Origin of the sequence: Streptomyces drozdowiczii (assembly GCF_026167665.1) — a bacterium.
In the GTDB taxonomy this organism is placed as follows: domain Bacteria; phylum Actinomycetota; class Actinomycetes; order Streptomycetales; family Streptomycetaceae; genus Streptomyces; species Streptomyces drozdowiczii_A.
The window spans coordinates 146,696-162,756 of record NZ_CP098740.1 but is presented as its reverse complement, the minus strand read 5'-3'; the positions used below and the strand labels follow the sequence as shown (position 1 = coordinate 162,756).

12 protein-coding genes and 1 pseudogene are annotated in these 16,061 nt (G+C 73.0%); 6 read left to right on the top strand and 7 right to left on the bottom strand.

The annotated features are described in order from the left end of the window. Positions 1 to 133 precede the first annotated feature (133 nt). The 4 genes from NEH16_RS00755 to NEH16_RS00740 form a co-directional block, all read right to left on the bottom strand. The gene (locus NEH16_RS00755; protein WP_374215687.1) at positions 134 to 1,186 is read right to left on the bottom strand and encodes a glycoside hydrolase family 43 protein; all 1,053 of its coding nucleotides are present in this window, start codon (positions 1,184 to 1,186) and stop codon (positions 134 to 136) included. A gap of 87 nt (positions 1,187 to 1,273) precedes the next feature. Further along, a complete protein-coding gene (locus NEH16_RS00750; protein WP_265538462.1) occupies positions 1,274 to 2,035 on the bottom strand; it encodes a hypothetical protein in 762 nt (253 codons plus the stop codon). A gap of 13 nt (positions 2,036 to 2,048) precedes the next feature. After that, the gene (locus tag NEH16_RS00745; RefSeq protein ID WP_265538461.1) at positions 2,049 to 4,079 is read right to left on the bottom strand and encodes a hypothetical protein; all 2,031 of its coding nucleotides are present in this window, start codon (positions 4,077 to 4,079) and stop codon (positions 2,049 to 2,051) included. Positions 4,080 to 4,179: 100 nt separating this feature from the next. Then, entirely contained in the window at positions 4,180 to 4,743 is a 564-nt protein-coding gene (locus tag NEH16_RS00740; RefSeq protein ID WP_265538460.1) for a TetR/AcrR family transcriptional regulator, read from the bottom strand. A gap of 178 nt (positions 4,744 to 4,921) precedes the next feature. Here NEH16_RS00740 and NEH16_RS00735 point away from each other — a divergent pair, with 178 nt between their 5' ends. Both NEH16_RS00735 and NEH16_RS00730 read left to right on the top strand, forming a co-directional pair. Further along, the gene (locus NEH16_RS00735) at positions 4,922 to 6,286 is read left to right on the top strand and encodes a DHA2 family efflux MFS transporter permease subunit (protein WP_374215712.1); all 1,365 of its coding nucleotides are present in this window, start codon (positions 4,922 to 4,924) and stop codon (positions 6,284 to 6,286) included. Between the two features lie 53 nt (positions 6,287 to 6,339). Continuing rightward, positions 6,340 to 7,233 carry a virginiamycin B lyase family protein gene (locus tag NEH16_RS00730; protein WP_265538459.1) on the top strand — a complete coding sequence of 298 codons (894 nt, stop codon included), beginning with the start codon at positions 6,340 to 6,342 and terminating at the stop codon, positions 7,231 to 7,233. Here NEH16_RS00730 and NEH16_RS00725 read toward each other — a convergent pair. The 3 genes from NEH16_RS00725 to NEH16_RS00715 are packed head-to-tail and all read right to left on the bottom strand — an operon-like array spanning position 7,210 to position 9,502. After that, the gene (locus NEH16_RS00725; RefSeq protein WP_265538458.1) at positions 7,210 to 8,523 is read right to left on the bottom strand and encodes an RNA polymerase sigma factor; all 1,314 of its coding nucleotides are present in this window, start codon (positions 8,521 to 8,523) and stop codon (positions 7,210 to 7,212) included. The two genes, NEH16_RS00730 and NEH16_RS00725, sit on opposite strands and share 24 nt — an antisense overlap. 16 nt (positions 8,524 to 8,539) lie before the next feature. Next, complete coding sequence (locus NEH16_RS00720; RefSeq protein WP_073966924.1) at positions 8,540 to 8,941, bottom strand: YciI family protein; 402 nt, start codon at positions 8,939 to 8,941, stop codon at positions 8,540 to 8,542. A 15-nt stretch (positions 8,942 to 8,956) separates the two neighbouring features. Next, entirely contained in the window at positions 8,957 to 9,502 is a 546-nt protein-coding gene (locus tag NEH16_RS00715) for a hypothetical protein (protein WP_265538457.1), read from the bottom strand. 81 nt (positions 9,503 to 9,583) lie between these two features. On the opposite strand from NEH16_RS00715, the gene NEH16_RS00710 reads away from it, so the two are divergent. The 4 genes and pseudogenes from NEH16_RS00710 (at position 9,584) to NEH16_RS00695 (ending at position 16,054) form a co-directional block, all read left to right on the top strand. Then, positions 9,584 to 10,123 (top strand): O-acetyl-ADP-ribose deacetylase, encoded by a 540-nt coding sequence (locus NEH16_RS00710; protein ID WP_073966922.1) that lies wholly within the window; start codon positions 9,584 to 9,586, stop codon positions 10,121 to 10,123. Between the two features lie 123 nt (positions 10,124 to 10,246). Then, a complete protein-coding gene (locus tag NEH16_RS00705; RefSeq protein WP_265538456.1) occupies positions 10,247 to 11,230 on the top strand; it encodes a hypothetical protein in 984 nt (327 codons plus the stop codon). 51 nt (positions 11,231 to 11,281) lie between these two features. After that, on the top strand, positions 11,282 to 13,129 hold the full coding sequence (locus NEH16_RS00700) for an HSP90 family protein (RefSeq protein ID WP_265538455.1): 1,848 nt from the start codon (positions 11,282 to 11,284) through the stop codon (positions 13,127 to 13,129). A 2-nt stretch (positions 13,130 to 13,131) separates the two neighbouring features. Further along, a pseudogene (locus tag NEH16_RS00695) lies at positions 13,132 to 16,054 on the top strand (tetratricopeptide repeat protein). Positions 16,055 to 16,061: the final 7 nt, after the last annotated feature.

Genomic DNA, 16,061 nt, shown 5'->3' with positions numbered 1-16,061 from the left:
CGGTCACCCGCACAGGTGGCGCGGACCGAGTGCGCGCAACTCGTCCAGCACAGGGCCCTTCCGGGCGGGGGCGTGAAGATCCGCAGGCGCTGGTCCACCGCCGGGGTGGCCGGCATTCACGAGGTGCTCGGTGTCACTCGAAGAACTTGAGGCTGAACCCGGTGTCGGTGTTGGGGCCGGGGACGTTGGCGCGGCTGTAGGTGGTGTTGCCCCACCAGCAGAAGGAGCCGGTGTACCAGTAGCGGTTCTCCCAGCTGTACGGGGTGCCCTTGGCCACCGCGTGGAACATCAGCGGGAACGTGGGCCCGGCCGGCGGACTGGTCGCGATGTCCCCGTCGAGCAGTACGAAGGTGTGGTGGCCCGGGCCGTTCACGTTCAGGGTGGGGTCCCAACCGGACATCATGGTCGCGCGGTTGGAGCCGAAGAGGCAGCCGTTGGACTTGTACCAGTCCCATACGTACGTCGGGTCGCCGCCCGCCCGGAGCCGCAGTTCCGCGATGCAGTACTGATCGCTCCAGCTGCCGTTGGCCGAGTAGGTGATGTGCAACTGCCCGTTCGGGTCCTTGATCGCTTCGGGGCCCTCGTTGATGAAGGGGTTGCCGACGACGCGCTCCCAGCTCTCCCTGGGCTGGGAGATGATGTACCGGGCACCCGCGGGGGTGGTCGGGCTGCTCATCCGTGCGATGTAGAGGTTCTGCTCGACGTTGGTGGTGCCGGCCCAGCCCGACCAGACGAACCAGCGCTGTCCGTTGAAGGTGAACATCGTGCCGTCGATCGCCCACTTGTCGTCGGGCAGGGCCAGCTTCGTCGCGGCGGTGTAGCCGGTGTCGGGACTGGCGGAGCTGATCACGTACATGCGGTGCGCGGCGCCCCGGCCGGCCGAGAAGTAGACGTAGTAGCGGCCGCCGTCCCGCACGATCTCCGGGGCCCAGATCTCACCGAGGTTTCCGGTGTCCGACCACACCTGCCGGGCCGGGGCCGAAGCCAGGCCGCCGGTCGAGGACGCCTGCCGGACATTGATCGCGGCACCGGTCGACTGGACCGAGATGTACGTACCGCCCACGCGCAGCACGCTGGGATCGGCGCCCCGGATGGCCGTCTGCCCGGCCTCGGCGGGCCGGGCGGAGGTGAGCGACATCGTGAGGGCCAGCAGCATGGACAGCGCGAAGGCTGCCACACCGGACATCCGGGAGAGTCTCATGGCTTCCCTTTCCCGTGCGGGGGTTCATGGGGGACGGACGGATTCCATGACCCTATCCACGGAGAGTCGTGTTCATGTCAAGAAGCTCGGCCCATCCCCGTAATCCTCGATGAGTCGGCTGATGACGCCGTGCAGCACATCCGCCCTGGCCCGGTCCTCCCGCTGTCCGCGCAGCGCGCGTTCCGCCGCCCGGAGCCTCTGCCACGCCTCCGGGCCCGCGTCCATGACCTCGTCCACCAGCGGCGAGGAGACCAGCGCCAGGCACTCGGCCAGCCGCAGCCGGGTGGCCGGGGCCGGCGGGCCCGAAGGGGGCTCGGCGAACCCGTCCGTCAGGTACCGCGCGGGATCGCGGAGGCGCCATCCGGCCACCGCCCCTTCGTGAACCAGGAGGTCCACATCGGGGGCGACCCCGAGCCGCGCGTCGGCTTCCCGGCCGAGGAGGCGGGCGTCCGCGAGGCAGCTCAGCGCGCGGGCCTCGGCGTCGCAGTGGAAGACCGTGGCCGGGGGCATGCCGAACTCCACGACGGCGTCCGCGCGGAGTCCGGCCGCCCGCGTCCGCGGCCCGTGATCCGGGGCCTCGGAGACGTACCGCGCGGGCACGAAGAACGTGAGGCTGCGCAGCTCGCGGCTGTCGCGGTCGAAGCGGACGTAATCGTCCTCCGACCACAGCCACCGCATGCTGCCGAATGTCTCCGGCAACTCCCTTTCGCGTCCCGCCGGGTCCGCGTACCCCGCGACGATCAGCTGGAGATCGCGGAAGTCGAAGCGGGGGGTGAACGGGAGGGGCATGCCCGTCGCCGTGGCGGCCATGCCGTCGCCGATGGTGACCTTCACCGTGGTCGTCGCCTCACTTGATGCGCCTCGCGGCCGGCAGGTGGCCGCCCTTGGTGTCGCGGATCTGCCCGTTCACGATGTCCTCGTGGGTCACCGGGGGCTGCGGGTCGTCCGGCGAGCCGCCCAGCGCCTTGGCCCCGGACTCGCCCTTCTTGCCGGAGGGGCCGTAGCCCGTGATGACGTCGCCGGCCCCGGCGCCGGGGCCCTTCGTCACCACGATGTCCTCGCCCTTCCGGAAGATGAGGTTCCCACGCTGTCCCTGGGAGAGGTACACCGCGTCCGGGGCCTTCAGGATCTCCGCCACGCGTTCGTCGCTGAAGTGGGGGTGGTAGTTGCTGGACTTGCGCACCTTGCCGTCCCCGGCTCGGTCGATGACGGTCTCCGCGGCCTTCACCGCCTTGGCGTCGGGGCACTTGGCGCCGGCGAGGAACCCGGCCCACACGGAGGGGTGGTGGTGCGCGACGGCGGTGGAGTGGAACAGCCCGGCCGGCACGGTGACGCCTCCGGAGCGGGCCGCCGCGCCCGAGGCGCGGGGCGCGCAGCCGCCTGCGTCACGCTCCTGACGCACCCGGTCGACCAGCTTCTTGACCTCGGTCCTGGCCAGGGCATAGGCGTTGATCAGGGTGTCGGCGCGGTACGGGATCCGGTACTGGACGAGCCGGCCGCCGCTGGCGCGGGAGCGGGCCCGTGCCTCGTTCTTCTTCTGCGCCTCGACCGAGGAGAAGGTGGGCCCGGCACCCGGGTTGGAGCAGGACAGGCTGCCCGAGACGGACGTTCCGGAGACCGCGAAGGAGCTCTGCGGACTGGTGCACCGGCCGGCGGACCTGCCGTCGATGCTGAAGGAGGCGGTCATCACCGCGGTGACCTTGCCGCTGACCAGGCGGCTCCTGGCGCTGGTGGTGATGTGTCCGGAAAAGCTGTTCTTCGCCGTGCAGCCACCGGAGCCGCACTTCACCGTGCCGCCGCTGCTGAGGGTCAGGTTGATGCCGCTGTCGGTGGCGTTCTTCAGCTCCTCCGTCTGCTTCTCCAGCGTGTCGAACATGGGGTCGACGGCGTCCTCGGCGACCGGCGCCAGGTCCAGCCCCTCGGAATCGCTCTCCGACAAGGGGCCGTCCGTCAACTCGGGGATCTCGGGCGGATCCTCGTCCTCGGAGCCCGCCCGCGCGGTGACGGTCGTCAGCCGGACCGGGGCCGCATCGGCCGAACCGCCGGACGACCCTCCGGAGCGCGCGGCACCGTACGACTCAAGACGCAGCACACGGTGGGGCTTCCGCTTCGTGACGAGCAGCCGGCCCGCCGAGGTGTCCACCGCGAGGGCCGGGGTGCCGTCGACGGCGGGCGGGGGCGCGGACCCGCTGGGGGCCGGTGTGCCCTCCAGCCGGTCGAGCGCCTTCGCGAGCGCGGTCGCCAGGTCGGGCGGGGCCGGCATGTGCCCGACCGTCTCCCGCGTGACGCTGTCGCTCTCGTCGGCGGCCGCCCACGCGCCGGAGACCGAGTCCTTCGCCCGGGTGAAGGTCCTGCCGCCGATGTGCAGAACCTCGCGGGCCAGTCCGGAGCTCCCGGCCTCCACGGCACCGAAGCGGCTGCCGGACGCGGTGACGGTGATGTCCCGCTTCACCGGGTCGTCGCCGGAGTCCCGGTACCGCAGACCGGGCGCGTCCGCCAGGGCGGCTACCGCCTGCCGGAACGGCGCCAAGTCCCGCTTGGCCACCGGCTCTTCCGACCCCGTCCCGCCGCCGTGCCAGACCAGCAGCCCGGCCACGAGCCCCGCGGCCAGCACCCCGATCCCGCCGAACAGCAGCAGCCGCTTGCGCCGCCGTGCGGGCGGCGGCTGCCCCGGCCCGTACTGCGGCGGACCGTACGGGTATTGCGGCGGGGGGCCGTAGGGCGAGCGCGGCGGCGGCACGGCCTGCGGTGGTCCGAAGGCCCCCGGCGGGGCGGCGTACGGTTCGGGCGGACCGAAGACCCCGGCCGGCGGGCTGTACGGGGCGCCCTGCGGCGGCCGGTCCGCCGGGGGCCGGTACGCGTCTTCGTGGTCCGTCATGAACTTCCCCCGTGGCTGGTCCGTGTTCCGCTGATCGCTACAGGAACAGTGTGAGGGCGACGCCCCCTGGCGCCACCGGAATTCGGACACCGGACCCGGGTCACGGCAGCCGGTCGACCAGCCCGTCGACGTACTCCGGAGTGAGCGGGCCCATGCCGAACAGGACGCGGCTGTACATCGGGGCCAGCACGTAGTCCAGCACGGTGAGCGCATCGGGTGCGGACTCGCCCCGCTCGTGGGCGCGGTCGAGCATGGACTGCAACTGCCGGACGCGCTCGGTCCGCAGGGCGTCGCGCGCCTGTACGCCCCGCTCGCCCGCGTTGGCCAGGGCGACCGCCAGGTGCAGGACCGCCGGCCCTTCCGGCCCGGTGATCTCACGGGCCACCTGGGAGGCGTACGTACGCAGGTCGCCGTCCAGACTCCCGGTGTCGGGCATGGGGGAGCGCGAGTTGAGGCGGTTGAGCGCCACGTCGCAGAGCAGGGCCTCCAGATCGCCCCACCTGCGGTAGATGCTGCTGTCGGCCACGCCCGCGCGGGCCGCCACCTCGCCGATGGTGAAGTTCCCGTAGCCGCGCTCGCTGATCAGCTCGGTGACGGCCTGATGCACCTGCGCGCCGACCCGGGCGCTGCGCCCACCCGGCCGCCGGGCTCGCTGTTCGTCCATGCGACCACTTTAACGCAGTCGCCACTTGCGTTTACGAACCAACCTCCCTTATGGTCGACTAACGCAGTCGCAGGCTGCGTTAGGAAGTGAGGGGATTTCCATCACTGCATCGCATGCGGCCGCAGACGGTCGGCCGAACCGCGCCGTGCTGCTCACGGTGACCTGCCTGGGCCAGTTCATGGTTCTGCTCGACAACACGATCGTGGGAGCGGCGCTGCCCGACATGCGGCACCGCCTGCACCTTCAACTCACGGGCCTGCAATGGATCGTCGACGCGTACGTCCTGCTGGTCGCCATGCTGCTGCTGTCCGGCGGCATCTTCGCCGACCGGTTCGGCCGCAAACGCGTCTTCCTGACCGGCGTCGCGGTGTTCACCGCCGCATCGGTGGTGTGCAGCCTGGCGCCCTCGCTCGGCTGGCTGATCGCCGGCCGGGTGCTCCAGGGCATCGGAGCCGCGGCGCTCAGCCCCGCCTCGCTCACCCTGCTCGCGGCGGCCTACCCCGCGCCGCAGGAACGCGTGAAGGCGATCGGGCTCTGGGCCGGGCTCAGCGGAGTCGGCCTGGCCGCGGGCCCGGTGGCCGGCGGCGTGCTGACCGACGCCTTCGGATGGCCGGCCATCTTCCTGGTCAACCTGCCCATCGGCGCGGCCCTCCTCCTGGTCGGCCTCCGCCATCTCGAGGAGGCCCGCAATCCGGACGCGCCCGCGATCGACATCCCAGGGACGGTGCTGTCCGTCCTGGGGGTGGGGGCGCTGACCTACGGGGTGATCGAGGGCGGGGCGCGCGGCTGGACGTCGCCGGTGATCCTCGGCAGCTTGGCCATCGCGGTGCTCCTCCTCGGCGCCTTCGTAGCCGTCGAAGCCCGCCGCCGGGCACCGATGCTGCCGCTGCGGCTGTTCCGGGAGCGCCTGTTCACCGTCTCCAACACCGCCATGGCCGTGGTGGGTTTCGCGCTCATGGGCTCGACGTTCTTCTTCTCCCAGTTCTTCGTGTACGTCCAGGGCAGCTCGATCCTGCGCGCGGGCCTGCAAACCCTGCCCGCCACCCTGGCCATGGTGATCGTCAGCCCGTACGCGGGAAGGCTCGCCGCCCGGCACGGCTTCCGCGTCGTGGTCACCGTCGGCCTGGCCCTGGCCGGCCTCGGACTCCTGGCCCTCGGCACGGTGCACGCCGACACGGGTTACGCGAATGTGTGGTGGCGGCTGGCGGTCGTGGGCATCGGCTTCGCCCTGACGATGTCCCCGCTGACCGGCGCCGCCATCCAGGCCGTCAGCCCGCAGGAAGGGGGCCTGGCCTCGGGCATCAGCAGCACCACCCGGCAGATCGGCGCGGTGCTCGGCGTGGCGGTCCTCGGAGCCGTGGTCCGCGCCAGGCAATCGGGCGGAGCCTCCTTCGAGACCGGCCTCGACAGCGCCTTCCTGGCCGCGGGTGCGCTCACTCTGGCCACCGCCGTGTTCACCGGCCTCCGGCTGACGAAGACGGGCGCTGTCGCGCCGGTACGGTCTACCGAGACGCCGAAGGCCACCGTCGCGGACAGCCTTTGAGAGGCCGCGCATACATCCCGGCCCCGCCAACGAGTACGAGCAAAGGAACCCCAGTGCACGACGCGACCCGGGTATCGATCGAAGAGCACACGGTGTCCGGCCCCGAGGCCGGACCGTACACCCTCACCGCGGGCCCGGACGGCGCCCTGTGGTTCACCCTCGTCCACAGCGGCCGGATCGGCCGCCTCGTCCCCGGAGAGGAACCGACGGAACACCGCCTCGACCCCGACAGCGGGCCGACCGTGATCACCCCCGGCCCCGACGGCGCCCTGTGGTTCACCGAGTACCGCGCCGACCGGATCGGCCGGATCACCACCGGCGGCGCGATCACCGAATGCGACCTACCCGGCTCCGGGTCCGGCCCGTTCGGCATCGCGGCGGGCCCGGACGGCGCGCTCTGGTTCACCGAGACCGCCACCGACCGCATCGGCCGCATCACCGTCGACGGCGACACCACCTCGTTCCCGCTCCCCGCCACCGGGGCGTTCCCGTCCGCGATCACCGCCGGGGACGACGGCGCGATGTGGTTCACCCTCAACCAGGGCAACGCCATCGGGCGGATCGGCATGGACGGCACGGTCGTCCTGCATCCCCTGCCGACGGAGGCGGCGGGCCCGGTCGGCATCGCGGCGGGCCACGGCGGGGCGCTGTGGTTCACCGAGATCGCCGCCGGTCAGATCGGCCGGATCACCCCCGACGGGCGGATCACGGAATTCCCGCTGCCCGACCGCGCCGCCCGGCCGCACGCCGTCACCGTCGACGGACAGGGCGCCGTGTGGTTCACCGAGTGGGGAGCCAACCGCGTCGCCACGATCACCCCGGACGGCCACGTCACCGCCCACAGCCTGCCCACCCCCGACTCGGAACCGCACGGCATCGCCCTCGGCCCCGACGGCGCCCTGTGGACCGCGCTGGAGACGGGCTCACTCGCCCGCATCGCCCCGTAGGACGCCGACGGGCCCCCGGCCGGGGGTGTTGGTGCAGCGGTGGTCGGCTGCGGGCTGCTCGAGCCGGCGCAGACGTGCAGCCCGCCCTATCAGGTACCGCTGCTCCGGCGTGCTGGTGGTCCGGGCGGCGGCGGCCCGGTACTCCTCGACGGCCGCCGGGATCTCGCCCGCGCGCTCCAGGAGATGGGCGCGCACGGCGTGCAGCCGGTGGTGGCCGCTGAGGGGACCGTCGCCGGAGTCGAGGGCGTCGAGAAGGGCGAGCCCGGCGGCGGGCCCTTCGCACATGGCCACGGCGACGGCGCGGTTGAGGGCGACCATGGGGTTGGCGCCGTCCGCCAGTTGATCCAGCAACGCGTACAGGGCGGCGATCTGCGGCCAGTCCGTGTCCTCGGCGCGGGCCGCGTCGTCGTGCAGGGCCGCGATGGCCGCCTGGAGGCGGTACTCGCCGGGGCGGCCCCGGCCCAGCGTGCTCGCGAGCAGGGCGGCACCCTCGCCGATGAGCCGCCGGTCCCAGCGGGTGCGGTCCTGCTCGGCCAGCGGGATCAGCTCGCCGCTCGGGCCGGTGCGGGCGGGCCGCCGGGCCTCGGTCAGCAGCATGAGCGCGAGCAGCGAAGCCGCCTCGCCCTCCGCGGGCAGGGCCCGGTGCACACCCCGGGCGAGCCGGATCGCCTCGGCCGCGAGATCCGCGCGGTGCAGCGCGGGGCCCCGGCTCGCGGTGTACCCCTCGTTGAACATCAGATACAGCACCCGCAGCACCGAACCGAGCCGCGACTCCCAGTCGGCCATGCCCGGTTCGGGTACGTCGAACGCCACACCGGACGTTTTGAGACGCTGCTTGGCACGGCTGATCCGCTGCGCCATGGTCGCCTCCGGGACGAGATACGCACCGGCGATCTCGGCGGTGGTCAGACCGCCGACCGCCCGAAGGCACAACGCGATGGCCGAGGCCGGGGTGAGCGCCGGGTGACAGCACATGAACAACAGCGTCAACGAGTCGTCCTGCCCGGCGGCGGCCCCGGCAGCCGGCTCCCGGGCGGCCTTCTCCTCCCGCTCCCGGCGCGCGCGTTCACTGCGTACATGGTCGGTGTGGCGGCGCAGCGCGACCTGGACCAGCCAGCCGAGCGGATGATCGGGCAACCCCTCCTCGGGCCACGTACCGGCCGCGGTGACCAGCGCCTCCTGCACCGCGTCCTCGCACGCCGCGAAGTCCCCGCGGCGCCGCACGAGCACGCCCAGGGCCTGCGGAGCGAGCGAGCGCAGCAGGTCCTCGACGCGCACCGGGTCATTCACGGGGCGCCCACCCGGCTCACAGCTCACCGTGCTCGTCGGCCATGACCCGCCGCACCTCGACCGGCTGCTGCGTGGGCACACCACCGGGGCCCGGGACGGCGGAGATACGGGCGGCGATCTCCAGCGCCCGCTCCTCCGACTCGACCTCGAAGACGTTGAAGCCGGCCAGGACCTCCTTGGACTCCGCGAACGGCCCGTCGGTCACCACCGGGGGCGCGACGCCGTCCGCACGCACCGTACGGGCCTGCCGAGGATCGTCCAGCGCCATGAACTGGACCAGCTCCCCGCTCTCGGTCAGCTCCTTGGTCAACAGGGCGTAGTAGTCGAAGTGGGCGGCGATGTCACCCGGCTGCCAGGTGTCCATCGGCTCCTCGAAGACCCCGCCGTCGTGGTTGACCAGCAGCATGAACTTCGCCATCACGTACTCCCGTTGTCAGTTGTCCGTGGATTCCGGAAAGGAGAAGTAGAGCGCGTCCGCGTAGAACGACGCGAAGTGCCGCTGCCAGTCGGCCCGTACGGAAGCGAGCCAGCTGTCGTTGCGGCCGGAGACCGCCGCCTCGGCGAGGGCGACGGCCTCGGGGACGTCGACGGACGCCAGCCGCCGCACGCTCTCCGCCGGGTCGTCGTCCGTCATCGAAACGATCTCGCCCGTTTCGAGCAGGAAGTACTTCGCCTCCTGCTTCTCCAGGTGGGCCGTGGTCCTGGCCACGCACTCGGCGAACTCGGTGTCGTCCTCCAGACCGTTGCCGACCGCGCGCAGGACGTCGCGGAGCAGCGCCGCCCCGGCGGCGTAATCCGCCGCGACACAGATCGGGTGGTTCCAGATCATGGACGGCACGACCGTCGTCCCGTGCCCCACCAGGAGCTTGTGCGCGAGCGGGATGTCCCAGTTGTGCTCGGATATGCAGCGGATCCGCTGCGGGATGTCCGCGTCGCTCGGAACCGAGTCGGCGGAGTAGAGATACGAACGATTCGCCATGGTGGCGACGCTAGCACCGGGGACCGACAGCGTCGTCGGACAACTCCCGCACAGCCGGAGGAGTCAGGGCATGATGACCCCATGAGCGCGCCTTCCGACGTCACCGTCACCCTCGTACGGGGAGACATCACCCGCCAGTCCGTCGACGCCGTCGTCAATGCCGCGAACTCCTCGCTGCTCGGCGGCGGAGGCGTGGACGGAGCCATCCACCGCCGGGGCGGCCCCGCGATCCTCGCCGCCTGCCGGGAACTGCGCGCCTCGCGGTACGGCAAGGGGCTGCGCCCGGGGCAGGCCGTCGCCACCACCGCCGGAAAGCTCGACGCCCGCTGGGTCGTGCACACGGTCGGCCCGGTGTGGAGCAGGAACGAGGACCGTTCGGCCCTGCTGGAGTCGTGCTACCGCGAATCCCTGCGCGTCGCGGCGGAACTCGGGGCGCGTACCGTCGCCTTCCCCGCGATCTCCACCGGCGTCTACGGCTGGCCCATGGACGACGGAGCCCGCATCGCCGTCCGCACCGTGCTGGCGGAGGCCGCGCCGCCCGTCGAAGAGGTGCGGTTCGTGCTCTTCGACGCGGACGCGTACGGGGAGTTCGAGGAGGCCCTGGCAGCGGCGAGGCCCTGAGAAAGCCCCGATCCGCGCCGGTGCCGGGAGTATGAAGCAGTCGTGAAGGCCCTGTGGAGCCGTTGTCGGTGGGGCCGCTTATGCTGCACCGAACGATCAAGCGGGACCAGGGGAGGGCGCGGCATGTTCGGCAAGCTGTTCGGCAGGGCTGAGGAGAGAACGGCGGCCGGCCCGCACGCGCTTCCCGCTCCGCACAAGCAGAACGGGATGTACACCCTGCGGGCCCTGGGGGACACCCGGGTCCTCGCCCTCGTGGGGGCGGCCCGCTTGGGGGACTGGGAGGCGGTCAAGGCGGCACTGGCACCCTTCGACCTCGGCCGCGACCACCAGATTCTGAACGAACTCGAAGAACTCGGCCGCCTGCAGACCTGGATCGGCCGAGCGGTCGAGGAGGACAAGGAGCACCGGGCGACCGCCCTGCTCATCTCGGGAGCCCGCCACATCCAATGGGGCTGGGAGGCGCGCACCGCCGCCCGTGCGTCCCAGGTGACGGAGCAGCAGTGGCGGGTCTTCCACAAGCGGCTCCGCATCGGTGAGGAGCAGCTGCTCGAAGCGGCCGAGCTGAGGCCCGAGTGGGTCACCCCGTGGCGCCGGCTCCTCACCTCGGGCCGCGGCATGTCCCTCGGCCCCGACATCACGGAGGCCCGGCGCGACGCGGCCCTGCGCCGCGCTCCGCTGGACCTGGAGACCCACATCGAATGGATCTCCCAGTTGCAGCCCCGCTGGGGCGGCGAACCGGGCCAGGCCCTGCGGTTCGCCCGCGACACGTACGCCGACGCGCCGGAAGGCGACCGGATCGGCTGCGTGATCCCCATGGCGCACATCGAGGACTGGGTCGAGTCGGACGAGACGGGCTGCCTGAAGACCGACGAGATACGGGAAGAGCTGCGCCGCGCCGCCGAGCACAGCATCCTCCACCCCGGCTACGAACGGCGCCCGGGCTGGCAGCACGACTTCAACATCTTCGCGATGGCCCTCTCGCTGGCAGGCGAGCGGCAGACGGCGAAGCGGGTCTTCCGCGCGCTCGACGGTGCCTTCACCAGCTGGCCGTGGGCCTATTTCGGCGACCCCGAGAAGCAGTTCGCCCGCCACCAGCGCCGCGCCTGACCGCCCACAGGCCCCTCCCATCCGCCCGCTCCTCCCTCTCCGGACTGCCTGATGACAGCACCCGACACCACCTCGCGACCCACCGGCGACGACCGCACCTTCCAGGTGGACCTGCGCGGTCTCGTCGACCTCCTCTCCCACCACCTCTACTCCAGCCCGCGCGTCTACCTGCGCGAACTCCTGCAGAACGCCGTGGACGCGCTGACCGCCCGGCACAGCCTCGAACCCGGCGCCACCGCCGACGCGTTCGGCATCCGCCTGTACGCCGACGGGGCCGTCGTCCGCGTCGAGGACGACGGCGTCGGCCTCACCGAGACCGACGTCCACGCCTTCCTCGCCACGATCGGCCGCAGCAGCAAGCGCGCCGAACGGATCGCCGAGCAGCGCGGCGACTTCATCGGCCAGTTCGGCATCGGACTCCTCTCCTGCTTCCTCGTCGCCGACGAGATCCACGTCCTCAGCCGCTCCGCCCGCACCCCCGGCGCACCCACCGTGGAGTGGCGGGGCCGCGGCGACGGCAGCTACACCGTCCGCACCCTGCCCGCCTCCGCCCGCCCGGAGCCCGGCACCACCGTCACGCTCACCCCGCGCTCCGACGCGGGCGAGTGGACCCGCCCGGCCCGGGTCGCCGCCCTGGCCCGGCACTTCGGCTCCCTGCTGCGCCACCCGGTGACGGTGGACGACGGCAAGGGCGGCCCGGCCGCGCGGATCAACCCGGAGCCCGGCCCCTGGGCCCGTAGCCACCCGACCCCGGGAGCCCGCTCCCGCGCCCTGGCCGCCTACGGCACCGAGGTCTTCGGGTTCGAGCCGCTGGACACCCTCGATCTCGACCTGCCCGCCGTCGGGCTCAAGGGCATCGCCTGCGTGCTGCCCGAGGCGGTGCCGACCGGCCGCCGCCACGGCCACCGCGTGCACGTCAAGGGCATGCTGCTGTCGGAGCAGGCCGAGGAGATCCTGCCGGACTGGGCGTTCTTCGTCCGTTGCGTGGTCGACGCGGAAAGCCTGCGCCCCACGGCCTCCCGGGAGTCCCTGTACGAGGACGACACCCTCGCCGCCGTCCGCGACGCCCTCGCCGCGAAGCTGCGCGACTGGATCGCCCGCATCGCCGCGAGCGACCCGGAGCTGCTCGCCCGCTTCCTGGGCGCCCACCACCTGGCCGTGAAGTCGCTCGCGGTGCACGACGACGAGATCCTGCGGATGCTGCTGCCGTGGATCCCGTTCGAGACCACCGACGGCTCCACCACCCTCGACGAGTTCGCCCGCACCCACCGCACCGTCCTCGTGACCTCCAGCGTGGAGGAGTTCCGGCAGGTCGCGGCCATCGCCTCCGCCGCCGGGCTCGGCGTCGTCAACGGCGGCTACACGTACGACAGGGAACTGGTCCACCGGCTGCCCGAGCTCCGGCCCGAGGTCAGCGTCGCCGACCTCGACCCGGCGACGCTCACCGCCCACCTGGACCCCGTCGACCGCGAGACGGAACTCGCGGCGGCGCCCTACCTCGCCCTGGCCCGCGACGCCCTCGCGGTCTTCGACTGCGACGTCGCCCTGCGCACCTTCCAGCCCGCCTCCGCCCCGGCCCTCCTCATCGACAGCCGCGACGCCCGGCACGAACGCACCCGCTCCCAGCTCGCCCGCGAGCAGCAGGGCGGACTGTGGGGCGACATCCTCGGCGCCCTGCGCCAGGAGGTCCCGCGCGCCCAGCTGATCCTCAACCAGCTCAACCCGCTGGTCCGCACCGCCACCTCCATCGACGAGCCGGAGCTGGCCCGGACCAGCGCCGAAGCCCTGTACGGGCAGGCCGCGATGCTGTCCCGGCGCCCGCTCAGGCCCGCCGAGACGAGCCTGATCAACCGCTCCTTCCTCGATCTCCTCGCCCACGCCCTCCGCAAGGACAGCTGACGATGCCGACCGCACCCCAGAACACCGACGAGCTGTACGACGCGCTCCAGGAGAACCAGCGGCGCCCCTACGGCCGTGCCCGCACCGTCGCCGCCGAGGAACTCGCGGAAGCCGCCGAGCGGTTCGAGGACCCCCTCGCCCTCGTCCGTGCGCTCTTCGAGCTCCAGGAGGCGTACACGTACGGCTCCGAGCCCCGCAAGTCGCCCGTCGTCTTCGCCCGTCTGCTCACCCTCTTCGACGAGCAGCCCGACGTGTTCACCGACCGGCTGCGCCATCTGCTGTTCTGGCGGTTCAAGTGGGTGGCGAACTCCCTGCGCGCGCTGCCCGAGATACCGCTGACCAGCCTGCGCCAGTGGCTCACCGAGATGCGCGGCCGGTACGAGAAGGCGGGCCTCGGCCTCCAGCCGTACTACGCGCAGACCTACCAGCTCGCCGCCCACACCGGCGAGGACACCGCCCCGCCTACGAGCTGTGGGCGGCCCGCACCCGCACCCCGTTCAGCGACTGCGAGGCCTGCGAGATCTGCGAACGGGCCCTGTACCACCTCGCCGCCGGCGACGACGCCCGCGCCCTGCGCACCTGGGAACCCGTCCTCGGCGGCAAGGAGAGCTGCCAGGAGGAGCCCGCCCGCTCCCTCTCGTACGCCCTGCTGCCCCTGCTGCGCACCGGTGACACCGACCGCGCCCGCGAACTGCACCTCGCCGGCTACCGGGGCTGCCGCCGCAACCCCTCGATGGCCGGGGAGGTGGGACGGCACCTGGAGTTCTGCGCCCTGACCGGCAACGAGGCCCGCGGGCTCGAACTGCTCGCCGAGAACCGCGTCCTGTTCTCCGAGGTGGACTCACCCCTGGACCAGTTCGACTTCCTCACCGGCGTGGAGGTCCTGCTGCGGCGCGTCGAGTCCCTCGGCCACGGTGAGCTGCCGGCCGCCGGATACCCGGGCCGCACCTGGACCGTGGCCGGACTGTGCGCCGAGGTCCGGGAGCGCGCCGACGACCTCGCCGCCCGCTTCGACGCCCGCAACGGCACCACGGCCCACGCCGACCGGCGCACGGCCCGCCTCGACCGCGCACCCCTGCTCGACGCGCTGGAACTGACCCTGCGCACCCGCGTCCTCGACGACCTGTCCCCGGCCGCCCCGGCCCCCGCACCCCCGCCCACCAGGCCCCCGCCGTCCCCGACACCGTCCCCGAGCTGATCGCCCGGGCCCGCGAACTGGACGAGCAGGGGCACCCCGACGCACAGCCCTGCTGGGACCGGCTGCGCACTCTGGTCGCCGCCCGCGACTACACCCACCCCGAGGACCCGGCGGTGGGCCCCTTCGCCAGGCTGCGCGCGGACCTGCTGTCCGACGAGGCCGCCGGTGCCGCCCACCGGGACGACGACGCGCAGGCCGCCGCCCTCTACGCGGAAGCCGCCGCCCTGTACGAAGCGGCCGAGCTGCCGGGTGAGGCGGCGGTCGTCCATGCCGCCGCCGCGCTCGCCAGGAGCGAGGCCGACTGCGAGGCCGCCGACGCCGAGGAGAAGGCCGAGGGGCTGACCGCCGGCCACGCGCACGTGGTCCGGCTGCACGAGGAGACGCCGGGGCTCACGCCGCGTCAGGAAGGCCGCCTGCTGCGCATGCGCGCCAGCGCGCTCTGCCTGCGCGCCCAGCTCACCGGGAAAGAGGAACACCTCGCGGCGGCAGCCGCCGAAGTGGAGCTGCTGCACACATACGCCACCCGGCACGACCTGTCGGCCCAGATATCCGGGGCCGTCCTGCTGCGGGCCGGCACCCACGCCCTCTCCGGCGACCTGCCCACCGCGCTCAGCGAGCTCGACGCACACCTCGACCGGCTGCGGCAGCACGGCCCCGCCTGGCATCTGCCGCGCACCCTCGGACTGCGTGGCCGGTTCCGGATGGGCGTCCGGGACGCGCAGGCCGCGTACGCGGAGCTGTCCGAGGGGATACGCGTGGCAGCCGAGTGGCCGGCCAGGGTCGCCGACACCGCCAATCTCCACGGCGACCTGGCCGAGGTGTGCATGCATGTGGGCCGCCCCGACGAGGCCCTGCGCCACCTGACGCGCTCCGCCGAACTGGACCTCCGGCACGGCAAGCGGACCGGCGCCTTCTGCACCTACAGCAACGCCGCCCAGCTCAGCCTGGACCTGGGCCGGGTCGAGGACGCCATCGCCCTCCTCGACTCCGTCCTGGCCGAACCGGACGTAGCCGCCGGAGAGCTGGACGACCGGCTCACGGCCCAACTGCGCCTGATCCGCGCCCGCGCCCTGCACGCGGGGGAGGACCTCAAGGCCGCCACGGCGGAGTTCGTCGCCCTCGCCGCCGAGTCGGCGGAGTGGGAAGACGACCCCGGGAGCCACGCCATGATCGCCGCGGAGACGGCCGTGCTCCTCGCCGAGGCCGGCGACTTCGACCGGGCCGCAGAGGCCGTCGGGCAGGCGCTCGCCGCCCACTCCCGCGCCCCGCGCTACGAGCAGCTGAGCAACGCGCTGCGCGAGATCGCCCGCCTCCAGGCCGAACAGCAGGGCGCCGACGGCCTCCCCGGCGCCCTCGCCCGCCTCGCGGACGCCGACCGGGTGGCCGACGAGGCCCGCGCCGCCGGGTACGAACCCCGCGGCCGCTCCCTGGAGACCGCCCTCGCCTACGAACACGGCCGGGTCAACGCCTACGCCGGAGAGTACGAGGACGCCCTGACCGCCTTGGAGAAGGCCCTCGGCGGGCTCGGGGAGCCGGGACCGGAGAACGCCGGCGAGTGGGCCGAGTGCGTCCGGCTCGCCGGCGTCGTGGAGGGCATCTACCTGGAGCGGACCACCCCCGCCCTCACCCGCCTCGACGCGGCGATCCCGCGCCTGACGGCCCTGGGCCGCACCGAGGAGACGGAGCCCCTGACCGCGCTGGCGGCCCGGCTGCGCGACGAGAAGTGACACCCCG